The sequence below is a fragment of the Paenibacillus wynnii genome, from assembly GCF_030812855.1.
In the GTDB taxonomy this organism is placed as follows: Bacteria; Bacillota; Bacilli; order Paenibacillales; family Paenibacillaceae; genus Paenibacillus_AQ; species Paenibacillus_AQ wynnii_A.
This window is the reverse complement of record NZ_JAUSTK010000014.1, coordinates 34,196-53,120: the sequence shown is the minus strand read 5'-3', so window position 1 is coordinate 53,120 and position 18,925 is coordinate 34,196. Positions and strand designations below refer to the sequence as shown.

The 18,925-nt window shown below is 45.0% G+C and carries 12 protein-coding genes; 10 read left to right on the top strand and 2 right to left on the bottom strand.

Annotated features, from left to right (window positions below; genetic code table 11):
• Positions 1-8: 8 nt before the first annotated feature.
• The 6 genes from J2T20_RS14825 (at position 9) to J2T20_RS14800 (ending at position 6,858) form a co-directional block, all read left to right on the top strand.
• Entirely contained in the window at positions 9-1,043 is a 1,035-nt protein-coding gene (locus J2T20_RS14825) for a uroporphyrinogen decarboxylase family protein (RefSeq protein ID WP_307589582.1), read from the top strand.
• Positions 1,040-1,888 carry a MetQ/NlpA family ABC transporter substrate-binding protein gene (locus J2T20_RS14820; RefSeq protein WP_307589581.1) on the top strand — a complete coding sequence of 283 codons (849 nt, stop codon included), beginning with the start codon at positions 1,040-1,042 and terminating at the stop codon, positions 1,886-1,888. The genes J2T20_RS14825 and J2T20_RS14820 overlap by 4 nt, the downstream gene beginning before the upstream one ends.
• 14 nt (positions 1,889-1,902) lie before the next feature.
• The gene (gene proC / locus J2T20_RS14815; protein WP_307589579.1) at positions 1,903-2,712 is read left to right on the top strand and encodes a pyrroline-5-carboxylate reductase; all 810 of its coding nucleotides are present in this window, start codon (positions 1,903-1,905) and stop codon (positions 2,710-2,712) included.
• Positions 2,713-2,715: 3 nt separating this feature from the next.
• Entirely contained in the window at positions 2,716-3,480 is a 765-nt protein-coding gene (locus tag J2T20_RS14810; protein ID WP_307589577.1) for a VOC family protein, read from the top strand.
• Between the two features lie 220 nt (positions 3,481-3,700).
• On the top strand, positions 3,701-3,889 hold the full coding sequence (locus J2T20_RS14805) for a hypothetical protein (RefSeq protein WP_307589575.1): 189 nt from the start codon (positions 3,701-3,703) through the stop codon (positions 3,887-3,889).
• A 182-nt stretch (positions 3,890-4,071) separates the two neighbouring features.
• Positions 4,072-6,858 carry a glycoside hydrolase family 3 C-terminal domain-containing protein gene (locus J2T20_RS14800; protein WP_307589573.1) on the top strand — a complete coding sequence of 929 codons (2,787 nt, stop codon included), beginning with the start codon at positions 4,072-4,074 and terminating at the stop codon, positions 6,856-6,858.
• A 109-nt stretch (positions 6,859-6,967) separates the two neighbouring features.
• Here J2T20_RS14800 and J2T20_RS14795 read toward each other — a convergent pair whose 3' ends face one another.
• Positions 6,968-7,795 (bottom strand): MBL fold metallo-hydrolase, encoded by an 828-nt coding sequence (locus J2T20_RS14795; protein ID WP_307589571.1) that lies wholly within the window; start codon positions 7,793-7,795, stop codon positions 6,968-6,970.
• A 203-nt stretch (positions 7,796-7,998) separates the two neighbouring features.
• Between J2T20_RS14795 and J2T20_RS14790 the strand changes: the two genes are divergently transcribed.
• Together J2T20_RS14790 and J2T20_RS14785 are read left to right on the top strand one after the other, a co-directional pair.
• Entirely contained in the window at positions 7,999-8,919 is a 921-nt protein-coding gene (locus J2T20_RS14790) for a helix-turn-helix domain-containing protein (protein WP_307589569.1), read from the top strand.
• A 372-nt stretch (positions 8,920-9,291) separates the two neighbouring features.
• Positions 9,292-13,563, top strand: a complete 4,272-nt coding sequence (locus tag J2T20_RS14785) for a bifunctional 2',3'-cyclic-nucleotide 2'-phosphodiesterase/3'-nucleotidase (protein ID WP_307589567.1) — start codon at positions 9,292-9,294, stop codon at positions 13,561-13,563.
• Between the two features lie 310 nt (positions 13,564-13,873).
• Here J2T20_RS14785 and tnpB read toward each other — a convergent pair whose 3' ends face one another.
• Complete coding sequence (tnpB, locus tag J2T20_RS14780) at positions 13,874-15,004, bottom strand: IS200/IS605 family element RNA-guided endonuclease TnpB (RefSeq protein WP_307589565.1); 1,131 nt, start codon at positions 15,002-15,004, stop codon at positions 13,874-13,876.
• 734 nt (positions 15,005-15,738) lie between these two features.
• Between tnpB and J2T20_RS14775 the strand changes: the two genes are divergently transcribed.
• Together J2T20_RS14775 and nikA are read left to right on the top strand one after the other, a co-directional pair.
• Positions 15,739-17,130 (top strand): MATE family efflux transporter, encoded by a 1,392-nt coding sequence (locus J2T20_RS14775; RefSeq protein ID WP_307589563.1) that lies wholly within the window; start codon positions 15,739-15,741, stop codon positions 17,128-17,130.
• Between the two features lie 177 nt (positions 17,131-17,307).
• Positions 17,308-18,924: a nickel ABC transporter substrate-binding protein gene (nikA, locus tag J2T20_RS14770; RefSeq protein WP_307589561.1), complete on the top strand. Its 1,617-nt coding sequence runs from the start codon at positions 17,308-17,310 to the stop codon at positions 18,922-18,924.
• Position 18,925 lies beyond the last annotated feature (1 nt).

The window sequence follows — 18,925 nt, the reverse complement described above, 5'->3', positions numbered from 1 at the left end:
AACGCCAAATGAGTGAATGGACCCAAAAGGATCGATTTAACGCTATATTATCCGGTGAACAGGCGGATCGTCCGATTGTCAGCGGCTGGCGTCATTTCATCGACAAAGAACAAAATGCGAAGGATTTGGCAGAAACGACGATCAAGTTTACAAAAAAGTATGATTGGGATTGGGTCAAAATTAATCCTAGAGCAACCTATTTAGCTGAAGCTTGGGGAAATGTATATGACTTTCGGGACTATCAAACCGTTTTTCCTAGGCAGCAAACGACCGTTATTCCAACCGCCGCTAATCTTTGGGATCTTGAAGTGAAAAAAGCTGTATTTTCAGCTCCTCTATTAGAGCAATTAGAAAGTGTGAGGAAAATTCGTCAAGGGCTGCCGGATACACCTTTGATCCAAACGGTCTTTTCACCTTTAACGGTATTGCTGTTTATTGTAGGCCGATCTGCATATGTAACCAACACTGTATTTGGTATTGAGAATCCAGTCACATTGGAATCTTTGTTCAAAGAGCATAGAGCAGCAGCGCATCACGCGTTACATGTCATTTCATTAACCTTAGCCGATTATGTACAGGAGCTTAAGCAGGCGGGGTCAAATGGTCTATTCTATGCTGTGACAGGTACAGCCCACCCAGGCTTGTTTAATGAAGCGATGTTTAATGAATTTTCCAGACCCTATGATTCTATTGTATTGGAGGCTGCGAGCTATGGAAAGAATGTCCTTCATACTTGCGGGGCACATGCCCAGCCTGAGAGATTTAACGACTACCCTATAGACGGGATTAGCTGGGATACAAAGGCTGATGGGAATCCGGGACTGGATGCGGCTGTGAAAGCAACAAAGGTAGGCGGTGTGGATCATGGCTTATTTGCTGTAAATGACATTTCACAAATTCAAACGCAAGCCAAGGAAGCTCTAAACTTAATGAAAGATCAACCTTTTATTCTTTCTCCAAACTGTGCAATTCCGCTTACAGTAACCGATGAGGCTCTGAGACAACTACAAAAATCTGTTTTTGAAAAGGAGACAAAGGTATGAAAAAGTTATTGCTTGTTATTTTAATGGGATGCGTAGTGTTGTTGACGGCTTGTGGTAAGGATGAAGCGCAGGGCTCCGATACAGGTGCAATACTGGAGGAGAAGAAAGAGCTTGTCGTTGGTTTTGGTGTTGGGACGTATGAAGAGCAATTCCGCCAATCCATTCTGCCGATTCTAGAGAAGCAAGGCTACACCGTTGATATTAAAACCTTCTCTCAAAACATGCAGGTAAACCCGGCCATGAAGGAAGGCTCCATTGACGCAAGTATATTCCAAAGTACAGCGTATATGGAGGCGATTAATAAAGAAATCAATGCGGATATGATTAGAATTGCTTATGTGCCAGGTGCACCACAAGGTCTTTACTCCATAAACCACACCACACTCGATGACGTAAAAGATGGTACAACCGTTGCAGTCCCGAGTGATCCAGTTAACCAGGAGCGTGCTCTTCGTATTCTAGAAGAACTGGGATGGATAAAGATTAAAGAAGGGGCGGGTGTGGCTGACTTTAACATCAACAGCATGGAGCCTGACAAGTACAATATTGATATTAAAATTCTGGACCCTGCACAAATTCTAGTATCTCTGCAGGATGTTGATTATGGAGTTGTAAACGGAAATTATATAGCGAATTCCGGCGACAAGAAGATTACAGATGCATTGAAAATAGAAAATACGCCAATGGAGCACAGAATCATTGTATCGACAAACAAGGTTGATGAAAACACACAGTGGGCCAAAGACTTGAAAGCTGCCTATGAGTCAGTAGAATTTGAAGAGTATATCACTGGGCTTGAGAAATATGATGGTTTCATTCTGCCGGAAGCTTGGAATAACAATTAAGTAAGGAAGTGGACATGTTGACCAATAAGCAGATTCACTTTATAGGTGGCGGACAAATGGCTGAGGCTATCATACGTGCTTGTATATCCAATCAAACTGTACGTGCAGATCAGATCAGTGTGACGGATATCAATGAGGCGCGCCTTCATTTTTTGAATAAGACTTACGGTGTGAACACGGATAGCTCTCAAGAGAATTGTCTCGCTGCAGCAGATATGATTGTGGTTGCAGTTCGACCACAGGACAATTTGACTGCACTGGGACAAGCTGTACATCAATTCGCTGCACCAACTGCCGCAATCGTTTCGATTGTGGCGGGTATTACGACCCAGAAGCTGGCCGGCTATTTTGGAGCGGAACGTCCTATTATTCGAGTCATTCCCAATACGTTAACCGATACGGGTTACGGTTATAGCGGGGTTGCCTTAAATGCCTACGCAACCCAAGATCAAGTAGATCATTTCTTACTCGGCTTTGGAAAAGTACAATATTTGGACGAGGCATTCATTGATATTTTCACTGGCTATGGTGTGGCTGGTCCGAATTATATTTATTATTTCATTGAATCTCTTGCGGATGCCGGAGTACTTGCCGGATTGCCTCGGGAACTAGCGTGGAAGGTTGCGCTAGAGAATATCACTGGAGCTGTCGTCATGCTGGAGCAGACGGGTTTACATCCAAGACAACTGCTAGATATTAATAACTCGCCTGGCGGTGTAGGTATTCATGGACTATACGAACTGAATAGCAGTGATTTCGCGGCTGGTCTGCAAAGAAGTGTCATTGCAGCCGTTAAGCGAACAACTGAGCTAGGAGTGAGGTAGACAATGGCAATGAAAAATTGGGATCATCTGGTTCATTATGTCAATGAATTGGACAAACCGGTTGAGATCTTTAGAAAAAACGGGTTAGTTGCCTTCAGGGGAGGTTCACATAAGGAATGGGGAACCTTTAATACATTAAGTTATTTTGGGTTAACCTATATCGAGTTTCTAGGCATTGAGAATCTAGAATTAGCGAAGGCAACGGAACATAACCGTGTGGTAAAGGATGCGGTTGACGCATTACCGGAGCATGAAGTTTTGAGTAGAGTGGTTATCCGAACGGATGATATTGAAGAAATGGCTGCTTCTTTAGAAGCGGCAGGCTTAACATTGTCGCCTATTATGAATGGTAAACGTCTGGATAACAAGGGTAGATTAATAGAGTGGCGAATGATGACCATTGATGGTGATTTTCAAGGATTAGTCTATCCGTTTATTATTCAATGGAAAGGGACTGATGCGGAAAGATTGGAAGGGTTAACGACATCCGGCATCATTCAGCCTCATCCTGCTGGTAATGCTGAGATCATAAGAGCGGTATTCCGTGTCTCAGATCCAGCAGCAACAGCTGAGCATTGGGCAGATATATTCCAATTGTCTGCCGCAGAGTCGAAAGTGCCAACCGTCTCCCTTAAGATTGGTGATAAGTTTTTTGATTTCGTAAAAGGGGACGAAAACCAATTCAAACAGGTGATTGTTGAAACGGATTCTATAAAGCTAAAAGGGAAAACGATCCGGGTTGGTGCAGGAGAATATATTTTCACTTAATGCGATGTCCTCATGGGCTGATCCTATATAGTAACGGAGACCCGGTATGATTACCGGGCTTTTTTTCGTGGAAATTGCATCAAACATACAATAATAGAATCGGAAGATCGAATGTGTAGCGTTCGTGTCATTACGGGTGAAATGTTCATTACATAGTACCTTGGTGGCCTTGATGATATAATGGACACTAGATGAAAAATGGAGTCTGGAGTGTGGCAGGATGAGAGGATACAATGTTTGGCGTCCATTGATGCTGATTTTGGTTGCGTTTCTTACTAACAGTTTGGTTACCAACGTTTGCAGCCTCCTAGGGATGGCGCCTGAAACAGCAAGTAATATGGGTATACTCGCAATGGTAATTGTCGCCTTGGTGATGTATACAAGAATGACGAAGCGCCGCCGCAAATAAATTAACGCCATTATCTTTGGATAGGGGCACTAAAGACACTTCAACCGGTGTCTTTTTTCGTATTGTAAAGATACAAGAGTGGTATATTTTGCTTTTCTAAGAGCAGTGCTTGTATATTAATAGTATCGCTTTGATACTTCAGAGAAGATTCTTATAGGACATGACAATCGGGGGGAAACAAATTGAGCACACAGAATGTGGGAGTTCCATTAGAAGGTTTTGCTGAATTTAGTCGAACGGTAGCTGCAGAAGGCGCGGTGCTGTTAAAGAATGAAGGACAGGTGCTTCCGCTGGGAAACGGTGAAAGCGTATCAATTTTTGGTAGAACCCAGGTGAATTATTATCGCAGCGGTACAGGTTCGGGCGGGAGCGTCCATGTTTCTTATACGACCAACCTATTGGACGGCCTTCGCAGTAAAAAGAACCTTACCGTCAACGAAGAACTGGCGGCTGTCTATGAAAAGTGGATCGAGCAAAATCCATTTGATAATGGTGGCGGCGGCTGGGCCGCAGAGCCGTGGCACCAGAAGGAAATGCCTATAACCGATGAGCTGGTGTCGGAGGCAAGAAGCAAATCGAACAAGGCGATCATTGTGATCGGACGTACGGCGGGAGAAGATCAGGATAATGCGGACGCGCCGGGAAGCTACCAATTAACAGCAGAAGAAAAAGGGATGCTGAAGCAGGTAACGGCCCATTTTGAACAAACCATCGTTGTGCTAAATGTATCGAATATTATTGATATGAGCTGGATGAACGATGAAAGTTATGTGCACCCGATTCCTTGTGCCATTTATTCTTGGCAGGGTGGAATGGAAGGGGGCAATGCGATTGCCGACGTGCTGGCCGGAGAGGTTACACCGAGTGGCAAATTAACGGATACGATCGCTTATTCTATCGAGGATTATCCTTCTACACGCAATTACGGCAATGAATTTAAAAACGTTTATCAGGAAGATATCTATGTGGGATATCGTTATTTTGAGACGTTTTGCCCGGATAAGGTTCAGTATGAATTTGGTTATGGTCAATCCTATACCTCCTTTACCATCGAGCCTGAGGAAGCCAAGCTGACCACCGAAAAAGGAGAACAATACGTTGAAATTGACGTAACCGTAACCAATACGGGAACCACTTTTGCGGGAAAAGAGGTCGTGCAGGTCTATTACGAAGCGCCTCAAGGAAAGTTGGGACAGCCGGCTAAAGCACTGGCAGCATTCGGAAAGACAAAAGTCCTTCAACCGGGTGAATCCCAGTGTCTTACCGTGAGTTTCTCTGTTCTTTCTATGGCCTCTTACGATGACTCCGGTGTGACAGGGTATACATCTGCATATGTGCTAGAAGCCGGGATGTATCGCTTTTATGTGGGATCCAGTATCAAAAGTCTGGTGGAAATAGGTACTGAAGGACAAAACGGTTACAACGTGGAAACTCTCCTGGTTGTGGAGCAGCTGCAAGAGGCGATGGCGCCGACCGAAAGCTATACAAGAATGAAACCAGGCGTTCGAAAGGAAGACGGTTCGTATGAACTTATCTCTGTTGAGGCACCGAAGCGAAAGATTTCTTTAGCGGATCGGATCGAGAAGAGTCTTCCTGAAACGTTGGAGCAAACCGGCAATCAAGGATATAAATTAAGAGATGTATATGAACAGAAAGTCAGCATGGAGGCCTTTATCGCCCAGCTCAGTGATCAGGATCTGGCTACGATTGTCAGAGGAGAAGGCATGAGCAGTCCGCTCGTGACTCCGGGTACGGCATCGGCTTTCGGAGGCGTAAGTGATCAGTTGTTCAATTACGGAATCCCTGTTGCTTGTACGTCAGACGGACCGTCCGGTATTCGGATGGATAGCGGGCAGAAAGCGACTCAGGTTGCCATCGGAACCCTGCTTGCTGCAACGTGGAATGCGGAACTGGTCGAAGAATTGTATGTCATGGAAGGCCAGGAATTATTAAGAAACAACATAGACGCCTTACTTGGACCCGGCTTGAATATCCGTCGCAGTCCGCTCAATGGACGCAACTTTGAGTACTTTTCAGAAGATCCGCTGATTTCCGGGGTATTTGCAGCAGCATGCACTCGGGGAATTATGAAAGGCGGCTCCAATGCCACACTGAAGCATTTCGCCTGTAACAACCAGGAGAAGTATCGCAGTAAGGTGGATGCGGTCGTCTCCGAACGTGCCCTTCGGGAGATTTATCTGAAAGGTTTTGAGATTGCGGTGAAGCAGGGCGGTGCGAATTCGATAATGACCTCCTATAACCCCGTTAATGGACATTGGGCGGCTTCCAATTATGACTTGAATACCACGATTCTTCGCGGGGAGTGGGGCTTTAAAGGCATTGTGATGACGGATTGGTGGGCTGTTATGAATGATGTTGCCCATGGAGGTCCCGCGGATCGAAAATATACGAACTGGATGGTTCGCGCCCAAAATGATCTTTATATGGTGGTTAGTAACTATGGGGCGGAAATCAATGCTTATGAAGACAATACCTTGGAGTCCTTGGAAAATGGCTCCTTAACCCGAGGAGAACTTCAGCGCTCCGCTATGAATATTTGTGAATTCATTATGCATGCACCGGTATTCTCCAGAAAGCAGGAGATTGTGGAGACGGTCGAAACGTTTAAAGCGAACCCATCTCTTCCGGTGGAGCAAGCACAAGCACTCTCCCAAAATGCACAGGTAAAACCTTCCGTAACCGGTTCGACCTTTATGAATGTGGATCAGGCCGGACAATACCGGGTCATTGTCAACATCATGTCTCCAGAACCTGAGCTGGCTCAAAGCGCTTGTAATGTGACACTGAATGATCAATTGATGACGACCATTCAAACGAATGGAACCGAAGGCAAATGGATCCGACAGAAGCTTGTGAAAATCGAACTGGAAGCAGGCCTGTATGAATTGAAACTGGATTTCATCAAACCAGGCTTGCAGATCGACTGGATTGAATTTAAACAAGTGTAAGGCACTCTTCTCAGGTTAGACTCCATATAAAGTGCAAAAAAGACACGCCTTGATGGGTGTCTCTTTTGTTTACATCCTAATTAGTCTGCTTCTTTCTCTTTCACATCAATTAATTAGCATTCATTTGGGACAGCTCAACAAACTCTTTCTTCATGTCCTTCGTCACAACCAGTTCATCTAACTTGACTGTTTCAACACCTTGCGGCACTTCTTTTAGAATCTGATCCATTGTCGGCTCTCCATACCATATCGCTTCTGGATTGTTACTGAAATGTTGTGGAATGATGACCTTTACATCCATATTGTATAACGACTGAAATATAGCGGAGTTTTTCAATGTTTCCGGGCCGTATTCTCCCGCATATGTCAGTACGACGTCCGCACCTTTCACGGCTTCCAACGCCTCTGGTGATTCTATCTTATCTGTCTCTCCCATGTGTACGATTTTCAAATCACCGAAACGAAATACGAATACTTCATTGTCTCCTAAATTTGATACATGCTTGGATGAGAACCCGGTTACTTCTACACCGCCGACTTTAATGGGCTCTGTCATCAACTTGGAAACAAGCCTTTTGGGATCGCCTTTAAGCTGCTTCAAATCCGGAACATGATCATCATGATAATGGGAGATTGTGTAGGCGTCCACTTCCATATCAGGAGCTGGACCAAAGAATGATTTATATTTCGCGGGGTAGGGATCGGTCAAGACTGTTGTTCCATCAGGAAATGTCAAATAGAAGCATGAATTACCCACGTATTTAATAGTCAAGGGACCATCCTGGATCGGTTCAGAAGACGCTACATTTGCGATGGCTGCTTCCGCGTTAGTCTTACCACTTTCGGTATCATTTTTAGAACACGCCCCCAATAAAGCACAACACATAATAATCAAAAGTAATACAACCACTCTTTTACTTCTTACTTCAAATTTCATAGTATGACTCCCCTCAAACGATTTATGATATAGGGGCATCATACCTGATCAGGTTTGCAGCGAGAATGGTGTATCTGCAATAGTTGTTTGCTTTTAAACAAGTTCACTTTGGACTCGAATTCCTGCAGGTCTATCACACAAACCAAAAATGTTATAAAATGGATTTGAAAAATATTTCACAATGGCCAACCGAGGTGAACGCTTTGGAGTTTGTAACAATCGGTAGAGAAGTGCATTCTGGATATTCACTTCCTCTATATTTCACGGAACATGAATCTTGTATAGAAGATACTCGGGGCTACGGCAGATGGAGCCTTGTACTGATTGAGAAGGGATCGGGTATCATATCATGCGGAAACTTGCAAATGCCCTTTACTTCGCCTGTGATCCTGTGTGTCCATGAAAATGAATATGCGGAGCTGAATGTTTCCTCGGATATATCCGTGAAATCAGTTTATTTTGATCCAATAGTTGTGAATAGCAAATTCAATTTTGAGAATGTCCACCATCCGCATGCTGATTTCTCCGTCACGGAAGAGCAGGACCTTTACCTACTGCGGCCATTCCTTAAGAGGAATCTCGAATTCCCCCACATATTCACAATAGATACTGCAAATGCACAACATATCACTAAGCTCTTGCGGCAAATGAACGAGACGCTTGTGGCCCAAAGTGACATTAATTGGCCCTGTCGGTCCCGATCGCTGTTACTGGAAGTGCTGATTCTCCTCTCAAAGCTGATTGATCAAGAGGGAACTCTAGCAGCAGAAGAGGATACTGGTATATGTGATATGGTAAACAATGTTTTGATTTATTTACATACGAACTATCCGAACAAAATAACCCTGAACGAATTAAGTCGAATGTTTCATATTAACCGCACTACCTTGAACCATCAGTTCTCCCAGCGCACAAACTTGTCTGTCATTGATTATCTGATCAAGTACCGCGTGCAAATAGCCGCCACTTTACTGAGAGATACCTTGCTTCCGATCTCGGAGATCATGGAGAGGGCTGGCTTTCACAATACCACTCATTTTTGGAGAATATTTAAAAAGCATACTGCACTCTCCCCCTCCAGCTATCGCAAACAAAATTGCTGGATGTATGCTTCAGGTGAATAGTTGACTAATTTTTTAAATAAGTGAATCGTTAATCGTTTGTAATAAAAAAAGCAGTCATCCCCCATGTGTTTTTTACTGGAGGAGGGCTGCTTTTTTGTGTAGCGGATAAACTCCCTACCATTTCAGTGTTTCAGGTTCAGATAAATGGAGTGATTAAATATGGGATCTATCTTTAATGGAGAACTTAACATGCAGTTAACATATTCTAATATATTCATAAATATATTAACTAAACATCAAATAAAATGATTATTTATGTAAAGTTACCTTACATAAATATGTTTTATTTTAACAAAATTATTGATATTCTACCATTTGTGTATGATATGATATCACGGAACTAACAAAATGATAGGGAGGAATAATCACTTTATGGGATGGAAATCACGATGGAATAAGCCTTTTGCTTCCTTGTTGACAACGGCTGTACTATCTGTACAGGTCTTGGGCGGAACTTTCTTGGGCACTATAGGGGTTGCTGAAAAAGCGGCTGCCGCTGCTGCGTCAACTATTGATCTAAGGCTTATGAGTACAACGGATGTACACACCAATGTCACCGGCTGGGATTATTTCAAAAATGCGGCCTCGGCAACTGTCGGTCTCGATCGGACAGCAACGTTGGTTAAGCAAGCCAGAACAGAACAAGTAAATAACCTCCTCCTAGACAATGGGGATTTAATTCAGGGAACTCCGCTGGGAACTTACATGGCGAAGAAATCAGGACTGCTAGATTCTCCAACCATGATTCACCCGATGATGGCCGCTATGAACGCCATGGATTATGATGCAGCGATATTTGGTAATCATGAGTTTAACTATGGCCTGGAATTTTTGGATCGAACAATTAAAGGCAGTGGACAGTCAAATACCGGAGCAAATTTTGAGTATTTGAACGCCAATATCTATAAAACCGATGGAGTCACAAACTATTTCAAACCCTACACTATTATTGATAAGACGGTAAAGGATAGCAATGGTGTGGATCAAACGATTAAAGTCGGTCTACTCGGTCTTGTCACTCCACAAATTATGGAGTGGGATAAGGTTAACCTGGAAGGTAAGGTAATAACTAAGGATATTGCTGAGACGGCGGCGAAGTTCGTGCCAGAGATGCGAGATGCTGGAGCGCAAGTCATTATTGCTATGGCACACACCGGGTTTGATGCAGGTGCTGTTCAAGGGGATGGCTCCGAGAATGATATCAATGCGCTGAGCAAGGTGCCGGGCATTGATGCAATCACGTTCTCGCACACGCATAAGGTATTTCCTACTGGCGACAACACCAAATTGGACGTCTCATTCAAAGATCCTGCAACGGGATTACCCTACAACAACAGCAGTGTATCTGTTGTGGATAATGTGTATGGGCACATTAACGGTACCCCAGCTGTTCAAGCCGGATATGGGGGCGGCAACCTGGGTCTGATCGACATTAAGATTGTTCAGGATGGCAGCGGATGGAAGGTTGATAAGGAAAATACCAAGGCTTCAACCCGATCCATTTCTGGTGTTACGGGAGATTCAGGCGTGTTTGCTGCGGTTGAAACTGCACATAATGCCACCATCGCCTACACCGGGCAGAAGTTGGGCGTGACAACGGCTCCGATGAACAGCTATTTTGCAATGGTTCAGGATGACCCAACGGTCCAGATCGTAACGCAAGCACAGAAATGGTATGCAGAGAAGTATATCAACACCAATCTTCCAGAGTACAAGGATCTCCCGATTCTAAGTGTGGGTGCACCTTTTAAAGCGGGACGCAACGGTCCTACTGAGTATACAAACATTGCCGCGGGTGACCTAACAATCCGAAGTGCAAGCGACCTGTATCTGTATGACAATACGCTGAAAGCGATCAAGGTTAAAGGTTCTACCGTAAAAGAATGGCTCGAAATGAGTGCGGGTGCATTCAACAAGATTGATCCAGCTCTTACAACACCGCAATCATTGCTTGATCCTTCTTTTGCCGTATATAACTTTGATGTGATTGACGGTATTAAGTATAAATTTGATGTGACGAAAGAGGCGAAATACGACTCGAAAGGAGTCATTAAGAACCCGGCCTCGAGCCGTGTGACGAATATAACCTATAATAATAAACCGCTCGATCTAAATATGGATTTCATCGTAGTTACGAATAACTACCGCGCGAGCGGCGGCGGTAACTTCCCCGGTGTCAAAGATTCACAAATGATCATTGATTCTCAGGAAGAGAACCGGCAGGTACTGATGGATTATATTTCCGAAGTAGGAACAATTAGTCCTACGGCGGATAATAACTGGTCGCTCTTGTCTATTAATAAGGACGTAAATACCACCTTCATCTCGGCACCGGAGGCAGAGGGTGTACTTCCAAACAATATGACTTATACCAATGAGAAGGACATTAAAGGCTTCGGCATCTTCAAAGTGAATATTCCCGTTGAAGTTCACCTAATTGGTATCAACGATTTCCATGGCCAGCTCGATACGGTATCTACCGTTAGTAATAAGCCAGTCGGAACAGCGGCTATTTTGGCAACCTATTTGAAACAATCTCGGGCCATCTATGAAAATTCATTGCTCTTCCATAACGGTGACTCTGTTGGTGCATCTGCTCCGGTATCCTCGCTGGAACGGGATGAGCCAACATTGAAATGGATGAATATGATGGGCTTCGATGTGGGCTCCTTGGGTAACCATGAGTTTGACCAAGGGGTTGCGGCCCTGATGTCTCAGATAAATGGTGGAGTAGACCCCAAAGATCCGAAAGTAACCCATGAGGGCGTGAATTTCCCATACATCAATGCCAATGCTGTTAACAGCACCACTGGAAAACCGATTATCGACCCTTACGTAATCAAGGAAGTGGGCGGCGTGAAAATCGGATTTATCGGTCTGGTCACCAAGTCTACTCCGAGTAAGGTATCTCCTTCAGGTACAGCAGGCGTGAAGTTCCTGACACCTCAGGAAGAAGTTACTGCCGTTGAAGCTTATGCCAAGGAACTTCAGGATATGGGAGTTCAAACCATTATCGTTCTTGCGCATGATCCCGCTTCAACCAAGAGCGGTGTGACCACTGGAGAAGCTGCGGATCTGGCAAATGCACTTCCAGCGAATTCTCCGGTTGATGTGATCGTTGCGGGTGACAATCACGCACTGGCTAATGGAGTAGTAAATGGCAAGCTTATTGTTCAAGCGTACTCCTATGGAACGGCGTTTGAGGACATTAAGCTTCTCATTGACCCTAAGACTGGTGATGTGTTGAGCAAATCTGCTGTTGTTACCTCTACATTCCATGAAGGGGTAACGCCTGACGCAGATACGGTTGCTCTAGTTAACGGTTACTTAGCTCTTCATCCGGAGTTGACCAAACCCGTTGGGACAACGGACGGAAAGATTACACGAACAGATGCTTACACGAAGGAATCTTCACTTGGTAATCTAATCGCCGATGCGATGCGCAGCTCCGACTTTGGCGATGGTAAAGGTCCTGCGGATTTTGCCTTCATGAATCCGGGCGGAATTCGTGCCGATCTTCCTAGCGGAAATGTGACCTTTGGTGATCTGGCTAAAATTCAGCCGTTCGGTAACACCTTAGTGAAGCTGACGCTGACTGGCGCACAGATCAAAACCCTGCTCCAACAGCAATGGTTCGTAAAACCTGATGGAACATACGATATCAAAACGCTGCAAATATCAGGCTTGAAGTATACGGCGAATATGGATGCTCCGGTAGCTACCCGTATTTCAAGTTTAACGCTTGCGAATGGAACGCCAATTAACCCGACCCAAAATTATACGGCTGTTGTCAATAACTTCATGGCTGCCGGCGGAGATAACTACACCGTACTGACACAAGCCGGTACTTCTGTACCTGGACCGACAGATCTAGACGTTTTCTACGATTATATCGTGAAGATGTTTAAGGGTGGAGTAATTAACGCGCGCATTGAGGGCCGGATTACTAACAATCTAACTACACCGGCAGAAACGCCACCGCCTTATAATCCGGGACCTGTTGCCCCAACTCCTACACCAAGTCCAACCGCAACGCCTTCGGCAACACCGGCACCAAGCGCTACGCCGGCTCCGACTGCTGCACCGGTAGTGGAATTCAAGGATCTAGGTAAGGTGGTATGGGCTCAGTCAGCCATTGAGGCCCTGGCAGCCCAAGGTATTCTCAAAGGTGTGGGAGGAGACAATTTCGCACCGACCCAAAATGTATCACGTGCCGAATTTGTAACTATACTGGTTCGCGCGTTGAATTTGACGGGTAACGGTACACCTGTTACGTTCGGTGATGTCAAGTCGAGTGTCTGGTACACGGACGCTATCACCATCGCTGTGAATACAGGTCTCGTCAAGGGTTCTGGCAACGGCAAGTTTGAACCGAACCGCGAGATCACCCGTGAAGAAATGGCGATTATGGTCGCAAATGCCCTGAAAGCAAAGGGTCTGCTGCAGACGATCGACAACAACACGGCACTGCAGCAGTTTGCCGATAAGGGTGAAATCGCCTCCTACGCACAGGACTCTGTAGCCCAATTGACCAACTTGGGAATTATTAACGGAATTGATGCAGATCAATTCGGGCCGAAGGGTATTACTAATCGTGCGCAAGCTGCGGTTATAATCTTCCGTATGTTGGGTATCGCATCCTAAACGTTAAGGCAGCTTAAACCTACCACAACACAAACATAAAAAAGTGTTCCGTTTGTCATCTTCGGATGCGGCGGCGCACTTTTTTTGTTGATGGAACTCAAGTGTTTCTTTTGGTTTATCCTTAGGTGCATAATTACACGCTTATAGAATTGGATGTCGTAATCTTATTTGAACACTCCCGCCACCTGTAGAGGTGGAGGATTCTTGGGTAGTTGCTTCCAATGAAGCAGAGTTGTTATAATTTAATTTCCCAAAATGGAAAATCGAATCCCAAGCGACCCCTGTGGTTCCCACAGTTGAATGTATCCTGCTATATAGCCATTTGTTTGATGTTGTGTGCAGCATTCTCATCCCGATCATGAAGTGCATCACAACATGGACAGGTCCACTGCCGCACCGAAAGGTTTTTCACTTCTTGGTTGATGAAGCCGCACACATGGCACGTTTGGCTGGTGGGGGCGAAGGTGTCAGCCATCTTAACCGTCCGTCCGTACCCACTCGCCTTGTATGTAATTTGGCGTTCGAACTCGCCCCAAGACGCATCGGCAATCGATTTCGCCAGCTTATGATTTTTGAGCATATTCGCTACATGAAGATTTTCAATGCTGATCGTTTGGTTTTCACGGATCAGCCTGGTGGTGAGTTGGTGCAAAAAATCATGGCGACCGTTCGCAATCTTCTCGTGGATTTGGGCAACCTTCTGCTGGGCTTTAAACCAATTGGAGCCGCCTTTCGTGCGACGAGCCATGCGGCGTTGCCAGAAGGCTAACTTCTTCTCGTAGTGGCGAAACCACTTTGGATTGGCCTCACGTAATCCATCGGAGTAGACCGCAAACTCCTTGAGTCCAAGGTCTATGCCAATCGCCTTGTTGTTTTGCGGCAGGGGATGTATGTCAACTTCACAGACAATGGATGCAAAATACTTACCAGCCGCATTTCGTCGTACGGTGGCAGAAAGGATACGTCCCTCTAAGGCTCTGGAGTTGGCAAACCGAACCCAACCGAGCTTCGGGAGCTTAAGTTTGTTTTCTTTCATTGCAATGTTGCCGTTGGTCTGTTTGGTGGTATAGCTTTGCACGGGATGCTTACGGCTTTTAAACCGTGGAGCCTGATTCTGTTTTTTAAAGAACCGATCCAAGCTATCTGCCACGTGTCGAACGGCGGATTGCAAGGCGATACTATCCACCGTTTTGAGCCAATCAAACTGCCCTTTGAGAGTAGGAAGTTGTGTGGCACAGGTGTTGTAGGATAAGCCCTTTCCTGTTGTCGCATAGGTATTGTTCCATAGTCCCAAAAAATGATTGAACACAAAACGGCAACAGCCAAACATCTGATGGATGAGTTGCTGTTGTTCCTTTGTCGGATAGATTCGGTACTTATAGGCTTTATGGACACGTTTTTTTGTGTACCAAAATCTGGATCCGATGCCAGCATGCCACACACCTCCTTTCAAAAGGGTTATATGGATATATTAGCACATATGTTCGGTTTCTTAAACCGCCGATTCATCCCCAACCTATAGAGGTAGGGGTGTTCTTGGCTTTTATTGATAAAAACCTCGCAGGATATAACAATTTGGCAAATAACGAGCAGCAGGGTGACTTCCCATCGGCTCAAATCCAAACTAGATAATCCTAAGTTCAACTTATCTACGTGACAACTATTATACGGTCCTATCCAGTATTGTTCTTTCAACAGCAACGTGATATATTTTATTTTATCATCTGCATTATTTGGGGCTAATTCCCAGTGAGGGATAGGCTCTCGATCATAGTCATTTGTAGCGTGTAAACAGGAGCTGGAGGCCATATGCGGACAACAGAGCCCTTATTAACAAGCAAATGGGTTTTTAGGAACGCATGCGGACAGAGGATGCACTAATTGGTGGATACGGCGACTTATTAACCCTATTTCTACGCAATAGCAGCATCTCAGTCCGCATACAATGAGATCGGGGCTATTTCCGCAGTATAACGTCTACTGTGTCCGCATAAACTACCCGTTCGAGTTCGATCGAATGACGACAATAAGTTATAAGCAATAAGATATAAGCAATAAGATATAAGCAATAAGATATAAGCAATAATTTCTGTAGCTCTTCAGCCTGAAGAGCCTTTTTTCTTTTTCATACCCATATTACAAGGTGTCCAAATCTAATGTAAAAGAAGTGATAGAATGATGGAACCCGCCGTACGTGTGAAGCGGAACAGCCGTTTTCTGGATAAATATTTTTCTGGCGAATCTATGGATTACCGGGAGATTATCGCGTTGTTTATCCCCATTTTGGTCGATCAGGCATTTATCGTGGGGCTGAATCTCGTAAATACGGCAATGATTAGCTCTTCAGGAGTGGCGGCGATCAGTGCGGTGAACATGATTGATTCCCTTAATATTTTTTTGATCAGTATATTTGTGGCTGTTGCAACCGGAGGAACGGTCGTTGTCGCTCAGTATAAAGGCAGCGGGAACCAACTTATGGTTTCCAGTGCAACTGCCGGGGCGGTGTCCTCCGTCTCATTGATAGCCCTGGCTATCGGCTCATTAGGTATTTTATTTCATAATCCGCTATTGAATCTGTTGTTCGGAGCGGCTTCGCCGGAGGTCATGGACAATGCCCGGACGTATTTGATCGGGAGCTGTGTATCCTACTTGGGGATTGCCGTGGTACAGGCGGTATGCGGCGCCCTGCGCGGGATTGGAAGAACAAGAGCATCGCTTATGCTTTCATTGATTATGAATCTGGCTTATGTCATTCTGAATGTCGTATTTATTAATTTGCTGAACATGGGTGTTCTAGGCATGACCATTTCGATTAATGCGGCCCGGTATATTGGTGCGCTCTGCGCTCTGTTTTATCTATTCCGAATGGACAGCAGTCTGCATATCCGCCTTCGCGACTTATTGATTGTTAAAGTTTCTATGCTCAAAAAAATAATGTTTATTGGCGTACCGTTTGCGGCAGAGCAGGTTTTCTTCAACGGCGGCAAAATTCTGACCCAAATTTTTATCGTCGGTCTTGGTACATATGCGATAGCCGCCAATGCGATAGCTTCAACTTATGCCGGATTAATGCAGGTTCCTGCGGGTGCCCTTTCGCTTACACTCATTACGGTCGTAGGCCAATGTATGGGGCGCCGGAATGTTGCAGATGCCCGGAAATTCGTAAAATCATTTGTGTGGTTGACCTCACTTTCGTTCGTGTTGATGGCACTGCTGATCATGCCACTGTTCCATCCGATTCTCTCGTTGTTCCATCCGCCTAAGGAGATTGTTGGGGAAATTTTCACTATAGTACTTATTAACGCGATTGCTCAAATCCCGTTATGGGCCATCAGCTTCATCATGCCTTCCGGACTTAGAGCGGCCGGGGATTCCAAATATACTTCGATGGTCTCCATGCTGTCGATGTGGCTGTTCCGCGTAGTGCTCGGGTACATTCTGGGGATTGTTCTTCATATGGGGCTCCTTGGATTCTGGTTGGCAATGAACTGTGAATGGGGCATCCGGGGATTGATTTTCCTACGGCGATTCCTTGGGGAGAAGTGGTATCAGCATCGGCTGATTTAAAGAGGTAATGCAGCTAATTGCTAAATCTATTTATAACAGCTTAACCACAACTGGTTAGGCTGTTTTTTCTATCCGATGTGCCTTGGCGGTGATTGACAGAAAAAAATGTATCGTATATTATATCAATTGATAGTGAGAATCATTATCAACAATAGAGACGTGAAGGGGAATATACTAATGTTTGTATCAAGAGGTAAAACGCTAGTCATTTTTCTACTTGTCCTATCAACTGCTCTTATGGGTTGCAGCGCACAAAATAATGCGCAGAAGTCGGGTGCCGAATCCGCAGAGAAGGAAAAAACGATTACGGTCTCATGGCCAAGAGATGTGGGCCCTATGAATCCGCATGTTTACAATCCTTCGCAATTGATTGCCCAATCTATGGTGTATGAGCCTTTGGTTAGCTATAAAGAGGGAGGTAAACTCGTTCCTCATCTGGCTGAATCATGGACTATTTCACAGGATGGGAAAGAGTATACTTTCAAGCTTCGCCAGGATGTTAAATTTTCTGATGGAACGGCGTTTAACGCTGCTGTCGTCAAAAAGAATTTTGATGCGATCTTGAAGAATCGTAAAAATCATAGCTGGCTTGGATTTATAAACTTTGTTGATAAAACTGAAGAAGTGGACGAATATACATTTAAAATGACGCTTACGCAGGTCTATTATCCAACCTTACAGGAATTGTCGGTCGTACGTCCGGTTCGTTTTCTCGGCGAGGCTGGTTTCCCGGATGATGGTGATACGTCAAAGGGTGTAAAGGTATCCGTTGGCACCGGGCCCTGGATGTTATCTGATTACAAGAAAGACGAGTCTGCGGAATTTACCCGTAATCCAAATTATTGGGGGGACAAACCGAAGGTTAATAAAATCATCATTAAAATTATTCCGGACGGAGAAACACGCGTTCTCGCGTTTGAGAAAAAAGAGCTTGATCTGATTTATGGGGAAGGTGTGATCAGTATGGATGCCTTCAAACAGTTGAAAGCATCCGGTAAATATGAAACTAGTCTTTCTGAGCCTATAGCCACAAGAGAGCTGGTTATGAATACGACTAATGATATTCTTGCGGATATAAAAGTGCGGCTTGCGCTCCATCACGGCTTTAATAAGCAAGCAATGGTTGATGGGGTTACAGGTGGTTTAGAGGAGAAGGCCGACAACATTTTGTCGAAGAACCTCCCATACACCAATTTTGAAGTGAAGCCGCTGGAGTACGATGTGGAGAAAGCCAAAGCCTATCTAGAGGAAGCTGGATGGACGCTGCCTGCCGGCAAATCCATTCGTGAGAAAAATGGCAAGGCGTTTGAGTTGGAGCTGCTGTATGAGAAAACAGACCAAGTTCAAAAACCGATGGCGGAAACCCTCCAATCTGAATGGGGGGCCATCGGCGTTAAACTGAACATTACAGGGCTTGATATCTCCACAAATATCAAACGCCTCCGTGCAGCCGAGTTTGATTTGTATTTCTGGAGCAACTACGGATCGCCTTACGACCCGCACTCTTTTATCAATGTTACTTCCGAAAAAGGCTTCGGCATCTCGGAATCGCTCTCAAGCTTACCCATGAAACAAGAGTTGGATCAGCAAGTGAGGGAAGCCCTTCTGTCGACGGATGAAAGTAAGCGCCAGCAACTATATAGTTCAATCTTGAACACGTTGCAAGAGCAGGCATCCTTCTTGCCGATTTCTTACATTAAGAAGACAGCTGTTTACCAGAAGGATGTGGAAGGCTTCATATTCCCGGCCAATCGGGACGAGAATCCATTTCTAGGACTTGACCGTTTGGAGTAGA

Excerpts from the sequence above, each read along its gene's own strand:
- J2T20_RS14825 (WP_307589582.1), top strand. The coding sequence starts at position 9 with ATGAGTGAATGGACCCAAAAGGATCGATTTAACGCTATATTATCCGGT.
- J2T20_RS14820 (WP_307589581.1), top strand. The coding sequence starts at position 1,040 with ATGAAAAAGTTATTGCTTGTTATTTTAATGGGATGCGTAGTGTTGTTG.
- proC (WP_307589579.1), top strand. The coding sequence starts at position 1,903 with ATGTTGACCAATAAGCAGATTCACTTTATAGGTGGCGGACAAATGGCT.
- J2T20_RS14810 (WP_307589577.1), top strand. The coding sequence starts at position 2,716 with ATGGCAATGAAAAATTGGGATCATCTGGTTCATTATGTCAATGAATTG.
- J2T20_RS14805 (WP_307589575.1), top strand. The coding sequence starts at position 3,701 with ATGAGAGGATACAATGTTTGGCGTCCATTGATGCTGATTTTGGTTGCG.
- J2T20_RS14795 (WP_307589571.1), bottom strand. The coding sequence starts at position 7,795 with ATGAAATTTGAAGTAAGAAGTAAAAGAGTGGTTGTATTACTTTTGATT.
- J2T20_RS14785 (WP_307589567.1), top strand. The coding sequence starts at position 9,292 with ATGGGATGGAAATCACGATGGAATAAGCCTTTTGCTTCCTTGTTGACA.
- J2T20_RS14775 (WP_307589563.1), top strand. The coding sequence starts at position 15,739 with ATGATGGAACCCGCCGTACGTGTGAAGCGGAACAGCCGTTTTCTGGAT.
- nikA (WP_307589561.1), top strand. The coding sequence starts at position 17,308 with ATGTTTGTATCAAGAGGTAAAACGCTAGTCATTTTTCTACTTGTCCTA.